This is a genomic window from Citreimonas salinaria (genome assembly GCF_900107235.1).
Classification (GTDB): Bacteria; Pseudomonadota; Alphaproteobacteria; order Rhodobacterales; family Rhodobacteraceae; genus Citreimonas; species Citreimonas salinaria.
This window is the reverse complement of sequence record NZ_FNPF01000005.1, coordinates 290,879-305,567: the sequence shown is the minus strand read 5'-3', so window position 1 is coordinate 305,567 and position 14,689 is coordinate 290,879. Positions and strand designations below refer to the sequence as shown.

The following is a 14,689-nucleotide window of genomic DNA, read 5'->3' as shown; positions in this document are numbered from 1 at the left end:
CCCGATTGCCCCTTTCGTTTGCGCGCGTCCCCGCGCATGGTGAACCCGCCCGCGAGCCGACGGCGCGCTGTCAACGACGCGCCGCGAGACGCCGGCCCGGTCGTCAACAGGGAGGACACCATGACCACTCGCAGAACCATTCTGAAACGCGCCGCAAGCGTCGTCGCCGCGGCGATGATTGCCGGCACCGCCTCGGCGCAGGAGGTGACGCTGAACCTGCACCAGTTCCTGCCCGCGCAGGCCAATGTGCCCACGCATCTGCTGGATGTCTGGATTCAGAACGTCGAGGAGGCCAGCGACGGCCGCATCGAGATCAACCATTTCCCCTCGATGCAGCTGGGTGGCACGCCGCCCGAGCTGATCGACCAGGCCGTCGACGGCGTGGCCGACATCGTCTGGACCGTGGTCGGCTACACGCCCGGCCGCTTCCCCCAGACCGAGGTGTTCGAACTGCCCTTCATGGTCGAGGACGCGCGCGCCGGGTCCTACGCCTACTGGAAGATGTTCGAGGAACACATGAAGGAGACCGACTTCGCCGGCATCAAGATCCTCGGGACCTGGGTGCACGGGCCGGGCGTGTTCCACACGAGCGAGCCGGTCCGCGAGCCTGCGGATCTGCAGGGCATGAAGATCCGCGGCGGCTCGCGGCTGGTCAACGACCTGCTGGCCCGCGTCGGCGCCGAATCGATCGGCCTGCCGGTGCCCGCCATCCCCGAGGCGCTTTCCAAGGGCGTAATCGACGGCACCACCATCCCATGGGAGGTCACGCCGTCCATCAAGGTGCCGGAACTGGTCTCGAACCACACCGAATTCGAGGGGCCCGCGCTCTACACGCTGACCTTCGTGCTGGCGATGAACGAGGACAAGTTCCAGTCGATGCCCGAGGATCTGCAGCAGATCCTGATGGAGCAGTCGGGGCTGGAGTTCTCGGTCTTCGCGGGGGGTGTCATGGCCGATTACGACGAACCGGCCCGCCAGGTCGCGGTGGAATTGGGCAACAACATCGTCACGATCTCGGACACGTCGGAGTGGGAGGCACTTGTGCGGCCGATCTACGACGCGTGGGTCGCCGAGATGGAAGCCCGCGGCATCGACGGCCAGGCGCTGATCGACCAGGCGCGCACGCTGATGGACGAATACCAAGCAGCCAACTAAAATGCCGGCCTGCGGGCGGCGTCCCGCGGTGGGTGCCGCAGGGCGCTGCGCGCAATGAATGAAGGAAGTAGGGCGGACCGGATCACGCGGTCCGCCCTTGGCTTGAGAAAGGGAGGCACATGCTGCGGGTTCATCTGGTCGTGGTGCGGCTGGCGCGGGCATTCGCCGCGATAGGCGGTACGGTGCTGAGCGTGCTGGTGCTGATCACCTGCCTGTCGATCGTCGGGCGCGCGCTGAACGGCGCGCTGGCCTCGGATCTGGCCATGTCCATCGCGCCAGGGCTGGCGCAGGGGCTGATCGACACCGGGATCGGCGCGATCCGTGGCGACTTCGAACTGGTCGAGGCGGGCATGGCGTTCTGCATCTTCGCCTTCCTGCCGTTCTGCCAGGTGACCGCGGGCCATGCCTCGGTCGACGTGTTCACCGATGCGCTGCCGATGCGCGCGAAGCGAGGGCTGATCTTCCTGACCGAAACGCTGTTCGCGGTGGTGCTGGTGGCGATCGCGGTCCAGCTGTCGTCGGCGCTGGAGCGGTCCATGCAGTCGGGGCAGACGACCATGCTGCTGCAATTCCCCGTCTGGTGGTCCTACGCGGCCAGCCTTGTCGGTGCGGTCGCTGCTGCGGCGGCGGGCGTCTACATGGCGCTGCTGCGCCTCTACGAAGCGGTGACCGGCCACGCGGTCGTGAGCGCGGCGGGAGCCCCCGCATGAGCTCGCTCGAGATCGGAATCTGGTCGTTCCCGGCGCTGCTGGCGATGATCTTCCTGCGCGTGCCCATCGGCCTTGCGATGTTCGTTGCGGGCTTCGCGGGGCTCTACATGGTCACCGGCAGCCCGAACATGGCGCTCGCGCGGATGAAGACCGAGGCCTACACCACGTTTTCCAGCTACTCGTTGTCGATCGTGCCGATGTTCCTGCTGATGGGCTACTTCGCCACGCTGGGCGGGATGAGCCAGGCGCTGTTCCGCGCCGCCGAGGGCTTCCTGGGTCACCGCCGCGGCGGCGTGGCGATGGCGGCGATCGGCTCTTGCGCCGGCTTCGGCGCGATCTGCGGATCGAGCCTCGCCACCGCTGCCACGATGAGCCGCGTGGCCCTGCCGGAACTGAAGCGCTACGGCTACGAGGGCGGGTTCTCGACCGCGACGCTGGCGGCGGGCGGCACACTGGGAATTCTGATCCCGCCGTCGGTGGTGCTGGTGATCTACGCCATCCTGACCGAGCAGAACATCGCCAAGCTGTTCCTCGCCGCGTTCATCCCCGGCATCCTCGCGGCGATCGGCTACATGATCGCGGTGCAGGTCTACGTGCGCCGCAACCCCGACGCCGCGGGCGTGCGGGAGCCGGTGCCCGCAGGCGAACGCCTGCGCCGCCTGATCGACGTCTGGCCGGTGCTGCTGGTCTTCATCGCCGTGGTCGGCGGCATCTACGGCGGCATCTTCACCCCCACCGAGGGCGCGGCGGTCGGCGCGTTCGGCACCGGGCTGATCGCGCTGCTCAACGGTGGGCTGACGCGGACGACGCTGCTGGCGAGCTTTGCCGACACCGCGCGCTCGACGGCGATGATCTTCTTCATCGTGCTGGGTGCGGCCTTCTACAACGGGTTCCTCGCGCTGACGCAGGTGCCGCAGGAGCTGGCGTCCTGGGTCGTTGGCCTCGGTCTCTCGCCGGTGCTGGTGCTGTGCGTGATCCTGCTGCTGTACCTGGTGTTCGGCTGCGTCATGGACAGCCTGTCGATGATCCTGCTGACCGTGCCGATCTTCTTTCCCGTGATCTCGGTGCTGGATTTCGGCATGTCGGCCGAGCACGTCGCGATCTGGTTCGGCATACTGGTGCTGATCGTGGTCGAGGTCGGGCTGATCACGCCCCCGGTCGGGATGAACCTGTTCGTGATCAACGCGATGGACCCGGAAACCCCCATCGCGTCCACCTATAGGGCGGTGATGTACTACGTGGGGTCCGACATCGTGCGGGTGGCGATTCTGGTCGCGTTCCCGTCGATCACGTTGTTCCTGCTGTAGCGGATGGTGACGGGGGCTCTGCCCCCACACCCGCGGGAAACTTGAACCAGAATGAAGGAGGGCGCGGGATGCGCATCGAGGGACAGGTGGCACTGGTGACGGGTGCCGCAAGCGGACTGGGCGCGGCGACGGCGAAGCGGTTGGCGGAGCAGGGCGCGCGCGTGGCGGTGCTGGATTTCGACGCCGACGGTGCCGCGCGCATGGCCGAAGAGATCGGCGGCATCGCGGTGCAGGCCGACGTGGGCGATGCCAGCTCGGTCGAGGCGGCGATCGCGCAGGCGGTCGACAGATTGGGCGCGCCGCGCATCGCGGTGAACTGTGCCGGCATCGCCGGGGCCGCCCGCATCGTCGGGCGCGAAGGAAAGCTGGCGGTGGACTTGTTCGAGCGCACGATCCGCGTGAACCTGATCGGCACCTACGCCGTGATGTCCTACGCCGCCCGCGCAATGTCCGAGCTCGAGCCGCTGGAGGGCGGTGAGCGCGGCGTCGTGGTCAATACGGCGTCGGTTGCCTTCGAGGACGGTCAGATCGGACAGGCGGCCTATGCCGCGTCGAAGGGCGGGATCGCGTCGATGTGCCTTCCGGCGGCGCGCGACATGGCCAAGCTCGGCATCCGCGTCATGGCCATTGCGCCGGGGCTGTTCGACACGCCGATGATGCAGGGCCTGCCCGAGGAGACCACCGCCGGGATCGTCGGGAACATCCCGTTTCCCCACCGGCTGGGCGACCCGGGCGAATACGCGCAGATGGTCTGCCAGATCGTCGAGAACGCCTATCTGAACGGAACCGTGATCCGGTTGGATGCCGCGGTGCGCCTGCCGCAGCGCTAGGGCGCAATGGGGAACACAGCGGATGCGTGCGTTCCTGCGACCGCTCCGCCGGCGCAAGAAGGCTTGCGTCCCGGCGCGGTTTCCGTAGGGTTCATGGCTCAAGACGGCCGGGACCGTCGCAAAACACTGGGGAGGACGAACCATGACGTCGATGACGGCGAAACTTCTGACGACCGCGATCGCGGTTACCTTCGCGGGCGAAGCGCTTGCCACCGAATGGAACGTGTCGGTCTGGGGCTCGCGTCGCGCCTTCACCGAGCATGTCCACAAGCTGGCCGAGCTGGTCGAAGAGAAGTCGGACGGCGACTTCACCATGAACATCAGCTACGGCGGCCTGTCCAACAACACCGAGAACCTCGACGGAATCTCGATCGGGGCGTTCGAGATGGCGCAGTTCTGCGCGGGCTACCACCCCGACAAGAATCGCGCGATCACCGTGCTGGAACTGCCGTTCCTGGGCGTTTCGAACCTCGAAGAGGAAGTGGCCGTCAGCCACGCGATCTACGACCATCCCGCCGTGGCCGACGAGATGGCCCAGTGGAACGCGAAGATGGTCATGACCTCGCCGATGCCGCAGTACAACATCGTCGGCACGGGCGAGCCGCGCGACGAGCTGTCCGAGTTCGACGGCATGCGCGTGCGCGCCACCGGCGGCCTAGGCGAGGCGTTCAGCGCCGTGGGCGCCGTGCCGACCAGCGTGACCAGCTCCGAGGCCTATCAGGCGATGGAATCCGGCGTCGTGGACACCGTGGCCTTCGCGCAGCACGCGCACCTGTCCTTCGGCACGATCAACCGCGCCGACTGGTGGACCGCGAACCTGAATCCCGGCACCGTCAACTGTCCGATCGTCGTCAACATCGACGCCTACGAGATGCTGTCGGACGAGGAAAAGGCGATCTTCGACGAAAGCGTCGACGAGGCGATCGACCACTACCTCGAGAACTACGGCGAGCTGCTGCAGCGCTGGGACGAGGTTCTGGAAGAGAAGGGCGTTGAGAAGGTCACGATCTCGGACGAGCAACTGGCCGAGTTCAAGAAGGTGGCCGGCGATCCGATCCACCAAGCCTGGATCGAGGAGATGAGCGCGCAGGGCCTGCCCGCGCAGGAGCTTTACGACCTCGTGTTCACGACGCTGGAAGAACACCGCGCCAATAACTGAAGCACCGTCGGTCCCCGGGTCTCGCCCGGGGATCGTGGCGGAACAACGGCCCGGTCCGCATGGCGGTCCGGGCCGGCAAGTCTTGAACGGAAACATGTGACGGGGGGCGCACATGGCGGGGGCGGCATCGGTTCTCGAGGATGACAGCCTGCTCAGCCGGCTGGACCGCGGGCTGGCGAAGGCGGAGTGGAGCATGGCGCTGGTGTCGGGGCTGGGCGCCTTCGCACTGATGGTGCTGGCGGTGGTGTCGGTTTCGGGGCGCAACCTGTTCAACGAACCCCTGCGCGGCTATGTCGACTGGATCGAGGCGGCGATGCCGCTGATCGCGATCTTCGGCATTTCTTACGTGCAGCGGCTGGGAGGGCATATCCGCATGGATATCGTCGTCGGCGCGCTCAAGGGCCGCGCGCTCTGGGCGGCCGAGTTCATCACCACGCTGGGCGTCCTCGTGCTTATGGTGCTGCTGGTCTGGGGCACCTGGGCGCATTTCGACCGCAGCTTCGACTGCACGCGGCCGCTTTGCTCGCGCGACAGCTCGATCGACATCAACCTGCCGCTGTGGCCTGCCAAGCTGGTCGTGCCGGTGGCCTTCTCGGTCATGTGCGTGCGGCTGGTGCTGCAGCTTTGGGGCTACGGGCGGGCCCTGGTGCTGGGGCTCACCGAGCCGGTCGGGGTGCCGCTGGTGCAATCGGCCGCCGAGGTCGCGGCCGCCGAGGCCGAACAGGTGCGGGGGCACGACTGATGGAATCCACCGAAATCGGGCTGTGGGTCACCGGTGGCCTGCTGGTGATGGTCGTCCTGGGCATGCGCGTGGCCTTCGCCGCCGCGCTGGCCGGGCTGATCGGTCTAGTCTGGATCTTCTGGGACCGCTCGGGCTATGATCCCGAACGCTTCGGCTGGGCCGTGGGCGTGGCGGTCAAGACGGCGGGGCAGGTGCCGCACGGCAAGGTCGCCAGTCAGGCGCTGAGCCTGATCCCGACCTTCATCCTGATCGGCTACCTGGCCTATTATGCCGGCCTGACGCGCGCCCTGTTCGAGGCGGCCAAGCGCTGGATTGCCTGGGTGCCGGGCGGGCTGGCCGTTTCGACGGTGTTCGCCACCGCGGGCTTCGCCGCGGTGTCAGGTGCGTCAGTCGCCACGGCGGCGGTCTTCGCGCGCATCGCCATTCCCGAGATGCTGAAGGTCGGCTACGACAAGCGCTTCGCCGCGGGCGTCGTCGCCGCTGGCGGCACGCTGGCCTCGCTGATCCCGCCTTCGGCCATCCTGGTGATCTACGCCATCATCGTCGAACAGGACGTCGGCCGGCTGCTGCTCGCGGGCTTCATTCCGGGCGTGTTCTCGGCGCTGATCTACGCCGCGCTGATCATCATCCTCGCGCTGAGCATCAAGGGGTTCGGCCCCCCGGTGGGCGGCTTCACTTGGAAGCAGCGCTTTGTGTCACTGCCGCCCGCGCTGCCCATCGTGGCGGTCGTGGTGATCATCATCTTCTTCGTCTACAACCCGTTCGGCGGCGACGCCTGGGGCACGCCGACCGAGGGCGGCGCGATCGGCGCCTTCATCGTGTTCCTGATGGCGCTGTGGCACGGCATGCGCCTGCCCGAGCTGCGCGACGCGCTGGTCGAGACGGCCAAGCTGTCGATCATGATCTTCGCCATCATCTGGGGCGTGCTGATCTACGTCCGGTTCCTGGGCTTCGCCGACCTGCCCTCGGCATTCGCGGACTGGATCACCGGGCTCGAATACTCGCCCATGCTGATCCTGATCTGCATCCTGCTGGCCTATGCCGTGCTGGGCATGTTCATGGACGCGATCGGGATGCTGCTGCTGACGCTGCCGGTCGTCTACCCGGCCGTCATGGCGCTGAACGGCGGCATGATGGTCTCGGCCGAGGACAGCGCCTTCGGCATGTCGGGGCCGATGTGTGCGGTCTGGTTCGGCATCCTCGTCGTCAAGATGGCCGAGTTCTGCCTGATCACGCCGCCCATCGGGTTGAACTGCTTCGTCGTCGCCGGCGTTCAGCCCGGCATCTCGGTCCAGGACGTGTTCCGCGGCGTGACGCCGTTCTTCGTGGCCGACGCGATCACGATCGGGCTGCTGGTCGCCTTCCCGGCGATCGTGCTGTGGCTGCCGTCCATGGCGATGTAGCGGCGCTCGCCGCCTCGGCCCGGGGCCGGACCGGCCTTCGCCGGTTCGCCGCCGGGCGGGCGGGAACATTTTCCTGTCGCGCACGTATCACTCACGGTCCCCGTGGGGCGGGGCCGCCTTGCACCAGCGGGACGGGAGCTTCCATGCGCACGACACTGACCGTGAACGGCGAACGCCACGACTTGAGCCATGACGAGCGGCTGAGCCTACTTGACGCGATCCGCGACCAGATCGGCCTGACCGGCACCAAGAAGGGCTGCGACCACGGCCAGTGCGGCGCCTGCACGGTCCATGTGAACGGCCGCCGGGTGAATTCCTGCCTGACGCTGGCCGCGATGCATGACGGCGACGAGATCACCACGATCGAGGGCCTCGGCACGCCGGACGCGCCCGGCGCGATGCAGGCGAGCTTTCAGGCCTGCGACGGGTTCCAGTGCGGCTTCTGCACCGCCGGGCAGATCATGTCGGCGAGCGCCGTTCTGGAAGAGATCGGCCGGGGCGAGCCCTCGCATGTCTCGTCCTCGCTAAGCAGCATCGACGGGATGACCGACGGCGAACTGGCCGAACGGATGAGCGGCAATCTCTGCCGCTGCTCGGCCTACCCGATGATCCGCGCGGCGATCGCCCGTGCTGCGGAGGCGGCGGAATGAGACCTTTCGACTATCGCCGCGCCGAAACGCTGGACAGCGTCGCCGAGGGCGGCCGCATCATCGCCGGCGGCACCAATCTTCTGGACCTGATGAAGCTGCAGGTCGAAATCCCCGACACGCTGGTCGACATCAACCGCATCGCCGGCCTCGACCGGATCGAGCCGCAGGGCGAGGGCCTTCGCATCGGCGCGCTGGTCACCAATACCGAAGTCGCCGCCGATCCGCGCATCCGCGCCGGCTATCCGGTCCTGGCGCGCGCCATCCTGGCGGGTGCCTCGGGGCAGATCCGCAACAAGGCGACCACCGGCGGCAACCTGCTGCAACGCACGCGCTGCCCGTATTTCTACGACCCCGCCATGGCCTGCAACAAGCGCGAGCCCGGCGCGGGCTGCTCCGCGCAGGGCGGCGTCGGCCGCATGCTGGCGGTGTTCGGAACCTCCGATGCCTGCCTTGCCGCGCATCCCTCGGACATGGCCGTTGGACTGCGCGTTCTGGAGGCGCGGGTCGAGGTGCGCGGCACCGACGGTGCAACGCGACAGCTGGCGCTGGAGGATTTCTACTGCCTGCCGGGCGACCGCCCCGACATCGAAAGCGTCGTGCAGCCGGGCGAGATCATCACCGCGGTGATCCTGCCCGCGCCGGTGGCGGGCTCGGTCCAGAGCTACCGCAAAGTCCGCGACCGCGCGTCCTATGCCTTCGCCCTGGTCTCGGTCGCAGCCGTGGCCACGATGCGCGATGGCCGGATCGACCATTTGTCTCTGGCCTACGGCAGCGTGGCGCCGCGTCCCTGGGGCGACGACGCCGTCACCGACGCGCTGGTCGGGCAGGCGCCCGATGCAGGCCTGTTCCGCCGCGCCGCAGACCGGCTGACGGCGGGGCACACGCCGCATCCCGACGCTGCCTACAAGCTGCCGCTGCTGCGACGCTCCCTGCAATCGGTGCTGCACGAGGTCACCGGCCTGTCCGAGGCCGCGATTGGAACCGACAAGGCGGAGGCCTTCGCATGACGTTCGACTTCAAGATGGACCAGCCCCAGCCGCGCCTTCTGGATTCGACCCGGCAGGGCCTGATCGGCACCGACATGGCGCGTCCCGAGGGGCTGCTGAAAGTCACCGGCGCCGCGGCCTATGCCGCAGATCACCTGCCCGAAGGCTGCGTCCACGGCATGTTGGTGCGCGCCACCGTCACCCGCGGGCGCGTGACCGCGATCGACGAGGGCTCGATCGGCGATATCCCGGGCCTGCTGGGCGTTTTCCACGGGCCCAAATTCATCCGCAACCCGGCGCAAGGCATGGCGGGCGAAAGCCCGATCCGGCCCGACACCGAGGTTCATTTCCACGGTCAGCCCATCGCGCTGGTGGTGGCCGAGACCTTCGAGGCCGCGCGCGAGGGCGCGCTGCGCCTGGCCGTCACCTACGAGTCCGCGCCCGCCGAGGTCGACCCCGAGACCGCCTCGGAGGTCGAGAGTGACGAGCCCGACACCAGGGGCGACTGGGACGATGCCTGGGGCAAGGCCGCCGCGCGGGTGGATCTGACCTTCCGCACTGCGGGCCACGTCTCCGCCGCGATGGAGCCGCATGCCGCGGTCGCCGAGTGGCAGGGTGAGAACCTGCTGTTGCGCGGGGCGCTGCAGATGGTGGCGACCAACAGGCTCGAACTGGCGGATGCGCTGGGGGTCGAGCCCGAGCGCGTACGCGTCGTGTCGCCCTTCGTCGGCGGCGGCTTCGGCTCTAAGCTGGGCATCGGTCCCGAGGCGGTGGCCGCGTCGGTCGCTGCGCGCGACCTCGGCCGCCCAGTGCGCGTGGTGATGGCGCGTCAGACGGTATTCGACGCCGTGCTGCGCCGCACCGAGACGCGCCAGCGCCTGCGCCTGGCCGCCGATGCCGATGGCAAGCTGCTGGCGCTGGCCCACGACGACCGGATCTCGAACCTGCCCGGCGAGGGCTTTGCCGAGCCGGTCAGCAGCGCGTCGCGGTTCACCTACGACGCGTTGGCGATGCATTTCGCCCAGGAGGTCGCGCGCAACCACCGGACTCCGTCGGGCTCCGTGCGCGCACCGGGCGAGGCGGTCGGCATGATCACGCTGGAGGTCGCGATGGACATGCTGGCCCAGCTGCTGGACATCGATCCGCTCGACCTGCGGCTGAAGAACGTCGCCACCAGCCATCCGATGACGGGGCAGGCCTTTGGCGAGCAGAGGCTGGCGGACTGCCTGACCGAGGGCGCGCGACGCTTCGGCTGGGCGGATCGCCCCGCGCCCGGCACCCGGTCCGAGGGCGACTGGCTCATCGGCGCCGGCATGGCTGCCGCGGCGCGCCCGAACGCACTCCAGGAATCCTCGGCGCGGGTGCGGCTGACGCCCTGGGGCGCCGTGGTCGAGACCGACATGACCGACATCGGCACCGGCACCTACGCGATCCTGACGCAGATCGCGGGCGAGATGCTGGGCCTACCGGCCGAGCGGGTCGAGGTACGACTGGCGGATTCCGATTTCCCGCGCAGCCCGGGCTCGGGCGGGTCGTTCGGCGCAAGTTCCAGTGGCTCGGCGGTGTTCATGGCCGCGAAGGGTATCCGCGAGAAGCTGGCCCGCACCTTGGGATGCGATCCCGACGATCTCGCGCTGCAGGACGGCATCGCGCGCGGTGGCAACGTCGAGCGGTCGCTGGCCGACCTGATCGACGGCGAACTGGGCGAGACGGCGACCGTGGGACCGGGCAAGACCGCCGAAACGCACGCCTCGGCCGGGTTCGGCGCGCACTTCGCCGAGGTCGCCGTGCATCGCTGGACCGGCGAGATCCGCGTGCGCCGCATGCTCGGCCTGTTCGATATCGGCCGCGTGCTGAACGAGCGCACGGCGCGCGGGCAGGCCCTGGGCGGCATGATCTGGGGCATGGGCGGCGCACTGCACGAGGCACTCGAGCATGATCCGCGCACCGGTCACATCGCCAACCGCGATCTGGCCAATTACCATGTCGCGGCCCACGCCGACGTGCCCGGGGACATCACCGCCGATTTCCTGCCGGTGCGCGACGACCACGCAAACCCGATGCAGTCGAAGGGAGTGGGCGAGCTTGGCATCTCGGGCTCGGGCGCGGCGATCCTGAACGCGGTGCACGACGCCTGCGGTGCGCGCCTGCTGTCGATACCCGCGACGCCCGACAAGGTGATCGCGGCGATGGAAGAGGGCTGAGCCGCGCGACGGCCGGGCGTTCAGCCCGGCTGACGCTCCGCCCAGCCGGCGAAGATCTTCTCCAGCGCGACCACGATGTAGTAAAGCACGATCCCCAGGAAGGCGAGTGCGATGAGCACCGCGAACATCAGGGGATAGTTGCTGTTGGTCTTGCCGGAGTCGAACAGCGCGCCCAGACCGCGGCCGTGGGGGGACACGATCTCCATCAGGTTGGTGCCGATGAAGGCCAGCGTCACCGACACCTTCAACGCCCCGAAGAATTCCGGCAGCGTCTTGGGCAGCGCGATCTTGCGGAAGATCGTCGTCTGCGAGGCGCCCAAGGACCGCAGGATGTCGCGGTATTCCGGTTCAAGCGTACTCAGACCGATGCTGACCGACACGGCGATGGGAAAGAACGAGATCATGAAGGCGATCAGGATCGTGTTGAAGTCGTGCGCGCCGACGAACAGCAGTGCCACGATCGGCACCACGGTCGCCTTGGGGATCGCGTTGAAACCCACCAGGAGCGGGTAGAGCGCATCGCGCATCGTGCGCGAAAAGCCCATGACCATGCCGAAACCGACGCCAACGATCACTGCCAGCACGAGGCCCACGATCGTGCGCCACAGCGTCTGCCAGCCCATGATCAGGAACAGCTCCCAGTATTGCGCATAGGCCGCGGGCAGGTCCGAGGGCGAGGCCATGAGGTAGTCGGGCCAGCCGTTGGCCCAGACAATCAGCTCCCACAGCAGAAGGAAGACGACCACCGCCGCGATCGGGGCGACGACTGCGCGGCTGGTGAGGAATCCGACGATGCCGGCGCCTTTCGGGGGCTTATCGGCGGTCATGTGTTCGGGGACGTAGGCCATGAAGCGGCTCCTATTGCACAGCTCGGGCGGGCGCGGAGGCCTGCGGCTCGGCGCGGCCCTGCGCGATCTCGATCTGGTGGCGCAGGATGGCCAGCATCTCGGACGCCTCGGCAGTATAGAGGTGATCAAGGTCGCGCGGCCCCGACGTGCCGACGTCGAGCACGTACTGCGTGCGCGCGGGCCGTCCCGACAGCACCACCACCTGGTCGGCAAGGAAGATGGATTCGCGCAGGTCGTGGGTGATCAGCACACCGGTGAAGGGCTCGCGCTCCTTCACCTGGTGCATGATCTGCCACAGGTCCTCGCGCGTGAAGGCATCCAGCGCGCCGAAAGGTTCGTCGAGGATCAGCACCTCGGGCTTGTGGACCAGGGCCCGGCACAGCGAGGCGCGCTGCCGCATGCCACCCGACAACTCGGACGGGCGTTTCTCTTCGAAGCCCTCGAGCCCGACCATCGACAGCAGGCTACGCGCGCGCTCCTCGCGCTGCGCGCGTGTCAGCTTGTTCGGCACGATCTCCAGCGGCAGGATCACGTTGTCGAGAATCGTGCGCCATTCCAGCAGCACCGGGTTCTGGAACGCCATGCCCACGGTCGAGCGGGGCGAGGTCACCTCGGTCCGGTGCAGCTTCACGCTGCCCGCATCGGGACGCATCAGCCCGGCGATCAGCTTGGTCAGCGTGGACTTGCCGCAGCCCGACGGGCCGACGACGGCGCAGAAGCCGCCCTCGGGGACGGAAATGTCGAGCCCGTCCAGCACCGGAAGCGGTCCGGATTCGGTCTTGTAGGCGTGGCGCACGCCGGAGATATCGATCAGGTGGTTCAAGGCGCTGCCCGTGAAACGGCCGGCGCGACCGAAGTCGCGCCGGGTGTTGCGAAGGATGGCGCGGGTCGCGCCGGTGGATCACTCGACGTCGAAGCCGCCCTCGGGCAGGTATTCGTCGGTGAAGTAGGCGCTGGCGTCGGGTTCATTCTGGAACTCGTAGGTCTCGGCGATCTGCGACAGCGCCGAGTCCATGCGCGCGGCGTCGATGATGCCCATGCCGTTCTCCTTCACCCAGTCGGTGAAGACGTTCTGGTCCAGCGCCATCTGCAGCCGCTCGGTCTCCAGCTCGGCGTCGGCAGCCGGGTTGCGGCCGATCAGGCTTTCGATTCCGGCGTCGGGATTGTCGCGCACATCCTCCCAGCCCTTGGCCACGGCGCGCAGGAAGCCGCGCACCAGTTCGGGGTTGTCCTCGGCGAAGTCGGTATTGACCAGGATCGCGTTGCCGTAAAGGTCGAGCCCGTGATCGGCCATCAGGATGTTGCTGATGTCGTCGGCGGGCACGCCCAGCCGCTTGAGGTTCAGCACGGACGAGAACGAGAAGCCGGTGATCGCGTCCACTTCGCCCGCGGCCAGCATCGGCTCGCGCGTGGGAAAGCCCACCGGCTCGACCGTGATCGCGCCCATGTCGAGGTCGTTGGCCGAGGCGAAGGCCGGGAACTGCGCCCAGGCCCCGTCGGGCGGCGGCGCGCCCAGCACGCGGCCCTCCAGGTCCTTGGGTTCGGACACGCCCTGCGAATGGCGCCCGACGACGGCGAAGGCCGGCTTGTCGTAGATCATCATCGCGGCCTTGACCGGCGCGCCGGGGTTCTGGTCGAGGAACTTGATCAGGCTGTTGATGTCGCCGAAGCCGACCGGGAACGCGCCGGTGGCGATCTTCGGGATCACGTCGACGGAGCCCGAGCCCGCCTCGATGGTGACGTTCAGGCCCTCGTCCTCAAAGAAGCCGCGGTCGATGGCGGCGAAATAGGGCGCGGCCGGGCCTTCGAACTTCCAGTCGAGCGCGAAGGGCATGTCGGTCGTCTGCGCCCCGGCGATCGTTGCGGCGAAAAGCGCGCCGGTGACGGCGATGGTGCGATGGAACACTGTGGTCTCTCCCTGTTGGGCCTGTTCTTGATGTGGCGCCAATATCTACGCCGCACGGATCCGCGCGTGACAGCGCCCATGGCCGAGCGTGACCAAGCCGTGGGCGCGATGCAAGAAGAATGGGCGGGCACTTGCGTGACCTGCCCGGAAAGCGGGCAGGCGGCGCGGCCTCAGCGGGCGATGTAGCGGTCACGGCGGTGGTTGATGATGATCACGACGTTCAGGATCACCGCGCCCAGCAGCGACCAGGCGACGACCGGCCAGGGAAAGAGGGTCAGCGCCAGCAGGAAGACGCCCAGGTCGAAGGCAAGCTGCACGGTGCCGGCCTTGATGCCGCGCGTGTCCTGCAACCACAGCGCGACGACCCCGACGCCGCCCAGCGTGGCGCCATGGCGGAACAGCGACAGCAGGCCGACGCCGGACAGGATGCCGAACAGCGTCGCTCCCAGCGCGGGATGGACCTCGCTCACCGTCAGCACCAGCGGCAGCGTCTCGGCCAGCGCGGCCATGAGCGTGACGGCGGCGAAGCTTTTCAGCGTGAAGGTCCAGCCCAGCTGGCGCACCGCCAGCACGTAGAAGGGCAGGTTCAGCACGAAGAAGATCGCCCCGAATGCCCAGCCCGTGGGGTAGGCGATGACCAGCGACAGGCCGGCGATCTGGCCGGTGAACAGGCCCGCCGCACGGAGGAACTGGATCGACAGCGCCACCAGCGTGGCGCCGATCAGGATGCCCTGGACGTCCTCCCAGGGGGTGTGGCGGTCGGGCGGGGGAGAGCTGAGAAGAAGCATG

Annotated in this window: 14 protein-coding genes; 10 read left to right on the top strand and 4 right to left on the bottom strand. The window is 68.2% G+C overall.

Features of this window, described 5'->3' with window-relative positions; genetic code table 11:
• The first annotated feature begins 120 nt into the window (after positions 1-120).
• The 10 genes from BLW27_RS09270 (at position 121) to BLW27_RS09225 (ending at position 11,146) form a co-directional block, all read left to right on the top strand.
• Positions 121-1,155 (top strand): TRAP transporter substrate-binding protein, encoded by a 1,035-nt coding sequence (locus BLW27_RS09270; RefSeq protein ID WP_089882446.1) that lies wholly within the window; start codon positions 121-123, stop codon positions 1,153-1,155.
• A 119-nt stretch (positions 1,156-1,274) separates the two neighbouring features.
• Entirely contained in the window at positions 1,275-1,865 is a 591-nt protein-coding gene (locus BLW27_RS09265) for a TRAP transporter small permease (RefSeq protein WP_089882444.1), read from the top strand.
• Positions 1,862-3,172 (top strand): TRAP transporter large permease, encoded by a 1,311-nt coding sequence (locus tag BLW27_RS09260; protein ID WP_089882442.1) that lies wholly within the window; start codon positions 1,862-1,864, stop codon positions 3,170-3,172. Before BLW27_RS09265 ends, BLW27_RS09260 begins: the two co-directional genes overlap by 4 nt.
• Positions 3,173-3,240: 68 nt before the next feature.
• On the top strand, positions 3,241-4,002 hold the full coding sequence (locus BLW27_RS09255) for an SDR family NAD(P)-dependent oxidoreductase (RefSeq protein ID WP_089882441.1): 762 nt from the start codon (positions 3,241-3,243) through the stop codon (positions 4,000-4,002).
• Between the two features lie 142 nt (positions 4,003-4,144).
• Positions 4,145-5,161 (top strand): TRAP transporter substrate-binding protein DctP, encoded by a 1,017-nt coding sequence (dctP, locus tag BLW27_RS09250; RefSeq protein WP_089882439.1) that lies wholly within the window; start codon positions 4,145-4,147, stop codon positions 5,159-5,161.
• 112 nt (positions 5,162-5,273) lie between these two features.
• The gene (locus tag BLW27_RS09245) at positions 5,274-5,903 is read left to right on the top strand and encodes a TRAP transporter small permease subunit (protein WP_089882436.1); all 630 of its coding nucleotides are present in this window, start codon (positions 5,274-5,276) and stop codon (positions 5,901-5,903) included.
• Positions 5,903-7,306 carry a TRAP transporter large permease gene (locus BLW27_RS09240; protein ID WP_089882434.1) on the top strand — a complete coding sequence of 468 codons (1,404 nt, stop codon included), beginning with the start codon at positions 5,903-5,905 and terminating at the stop codon, positions 7,304-7,306. Before BLW27_RS09245 ends, BLW27_RS09240 begins: the two co-directional genes overlap by 1 nt.
• Positions 7,307-7,449: 143 nt before the next feature.
• Complete coding sequence (locus BLW27_RS09235) at positions 7,450-7,956, top strand: 2Fe-2S iron-sulfur cluster-binding protein (RefSeq protein ID WP_089882432.1); 507 nt, start codon at positions 7,450-7,452, stop codon at positions 7,954-7,956.
• Positions 7,953-8,963 (top strand): FAD binding domain-containing protein, encoded by a 1,011-nt coding sequence (locus BLW27_RS09230; RefSeq protein WP_089882430.1) that lies wholly within the window; start codon positions 7,953-7,955, stop codon positions 8,961-8,963. Before BLW27_RS09235 ends, BLW27_RS09230 begins: the two co-directional genes overlap by 4 nt.
• On the top strand, positions 8,960-11,146 hold the full coding sequence (locus BLW27_RS09225; RefSeq protein WP_089882428.1) for a xanthine dehydrogenase family protein molybdopterin-binding subunit: 2,187 nt from the start codon (positions 8,960-8,962) through the stop codon (positions 11,144-11,146). Before BLW27_RS09230 ends, BLW27_RS09225 begins: the two co-directional genes overlap by 4 nt.
• Before the next feature lie 20 nt (positions 11,147-11,166).
• Here the strand turns inward: BLW27_RS09225 and BLW27_RS09220 are convergent, their stop codons facing one another.
• From BLW27_RS09220 to BLW27_RS09205, 4 genes are all read right to left on the bottom strand, one after another.
• Positions 11,167-11,994 carry an ABC transporter permease gene (locus tag BLW27_RS09220; protein ID WP_177177857.1) on the bottom strand — a complete coding sequence of 276 codons (828 nt, stop codon included), beginning with the start codon at positions 11,992-11,994 and terminating at the stop codon, positions 11,167-11,169.
• 10 nt (positions 11,995-12,004) lie between these two features.
• Entirely contained in the window at positions 12,005-12,817 is an 813-nt protein-coding gene (locus tag BLW27_RS09215) for an ABC transporter ATP-binding protein (RefSeq protein WP_089882426.1), read from the bottom strand.
• A gap of 78 nt (positions 12,818-12,895) precedes the next feature.
• A complete protein-coding gene (locus tag BLW27_RS09210) occupies positions 12,896-13,900 on the bottom strand; it encodes an ABC transporter substrate-binding protein (protein WP_245710824.1) in 1,005 nt (334 codons plus the stop codon).
• Between the two features lie 170 nt (positions 13,901-14,070).
• On the bottom strand, positions 14,071-14,688 hold the full coding sequence (locus BLW27_RS09205; RefSeq protein ID WP_089882424.1) for a YitT family protein: 618 nt from the start codon (positions 14,686-14,688) through the stop codon (positions 14,071-14,073).
• Position 14,689: the final 1 nt, after the last annotated feature.